This window comes from Acetobacter conturbans, assembly GCF_011516755.1.
GTDB lineage: Bacteria > Pseudomonadota > Alphaproteobacteria > Acetobacterales > Acetobacteraceae > Acetobacter > Acetobacter conturbans.
Window position 1 is genome coordinate 1 of the sequence record NZ_WOSY01000064.1, and the last position, 1,657, is coordinate 1,657.

Annotated in this window: 2 protein-coding genes; both read left to right on the forward strand. The window is 57.9% G+C overall.

Translation table 11 applies throughout. The features are described 5' to 3' along the window. The first annotated feature begins 109 nt into the window (after positions 1–109). Entirely contained in the window at positions 110–838 is a 729-nt protein-coding gene (locus GOB81_RS17315; RefSeq protein WP_010668179.1) for a hypothetical protein, read from the forward strand. Continuing rightward, positions 835–1,617, forward strand: a complete 783-nt coding sequence (locus GOB81_RS17320) for a cytochrome c family protein (RefSeq protein WP_077813803.1) — start codon at positions 835–837, stop codon at positions 1,615–1,617. The genes GOB81_RS17315 and GOB81_RS17320 overlap by 4 nt, the downstream gene beginning before the upstream one ends. The last annotated feature ends 40 nt before the right edge of the window (positions 1,618–1,657 follow it).

Below are 1,657 nucleotides of genomic sequence, written 5' to 3' on the forward strand. Positions count from 1 at the left end.
AGGTGACGATGGCGGTCGAGGATGGGCTCGATCCGGCTGACAAGGCCAAGGGTTTCATCCTGGCCTGTCAGGCGAAGACCACGGGTGGTCCGCTGGTCGTGGAGGCGTGATGCAGGAGCGCAGCGAAATCATTGTCGGCGCCCTGGTCGTCCTGCTGGTGCTGTTCCCGCTGGGCTTTCTGGTGCATGTCGCGCCGCGCTTTCCCGGAAGTCTGGCTGGCAGCCTGATTGGCATTTGCGCCGCTATCCTGATGCTGGTGCCGCTGATTTACGTAGCGGGCAAACGCATTCCCGTCGTGCATCGTTATTTCGCGCCGCGTGTCGAGAGCCGAACCCTTCTGTCGGTGCATATCTATGCTGGCGTCCTTGCACCCATTTTGGGCCTGATCCACGCCGCCCATAAATTCGATAGCCCGATGGGGATCTCGCTAACCGGCATCATGCTCGTCCTCGCTATTAGTGGCTATGTCGGGCGCTACATGTTGATCCAGATCGGGCGCGGATTGCGCGGTCGCACCCAGGAACTGGCCCAACTGCGCACGTCTCTGGCAGATGCCGGGGTGGCGCATCTGATGCCCGAGACGCCGGATGTGCCCCATAATATCGTCCAGCGCCTTTTTCTGACCTCGGCCTATCCCGGTACGCGGGGTACATCGGATCGCGAGGCCACGATTGCCTCGGCGCTGGCCGATGTTGAGTATGCGGTCAGGTCGGAGAGGGTGGCGAACGCACTGTTCGGGCGTTGGCGCAAGATTCACGTCATCCTTGTGGTCATCCTCTATTTTCTGCTGATTCTGCATATCTGGTCAGGCCTGTATTACGGGCTGAGGTGGCTATGAAGCCCGCTGTCATACTCTATACGGTCTTTGCGCTTGCGGCTCTGATCGTCGGACTGGTTGTGCCCCTTGCCGTGCATCGTTCCGGCAGTAACGCAGTTCCAGGTTGGGAAGGGTTGGTGAATCCCGGACCGATCTCGAAAGCGCACCAGTTTATCGCGGGCCAGTGCGAGACATGTCACAGGCCTTTCACAGGTGTGGTGACCAATAACTGCGTGACATGTCATTCTCTGGCGTCGTTCGCCGACAAGCAATCCACCCGGTTTCATGTCGCGGCGACGCAATGTACGTCCTGTCATGTGGAGCACGGTGAACGGCCACATATGACCGTGATGGATCATAGTGCATTGACGAGGGCGGATTTCTGGTCAGACACCGTTGCGCAACTTCGCTCAGCCGGGCTGGTTGGAGCGTCGCCGATTCCGGGAAGCGCTGCGGCTATTCCGACTGATCATCGACTTGACCGTGATGCCGTTCTCCATCTGAATTGCGCAAGCTGTCACTCCAACGTGGATCCTCATCGCGCCCGCTTTGGTCCTGATTGCGCGAGTTGTCACTCCACCAATACATGGCTGATCGCCGCGTTCGAACATCCCGCCGATCAGATATCGACGGATTGCAACGCCTGTCACAAGGCGCCGCCCAGCCATTACATGATGCATTTCAAAATGATTTCGCAGCACGTCGCGCATCAGGATGCCCCGGTGGAGCATTGCTATGCCTGCCATACCACCGATGCATGGAACAATATTCGAGGGTATGGATGGTATAAGCACCATTAAATCTTACGAAATTTGCGTCAGAATATCGCCATTTAACGCG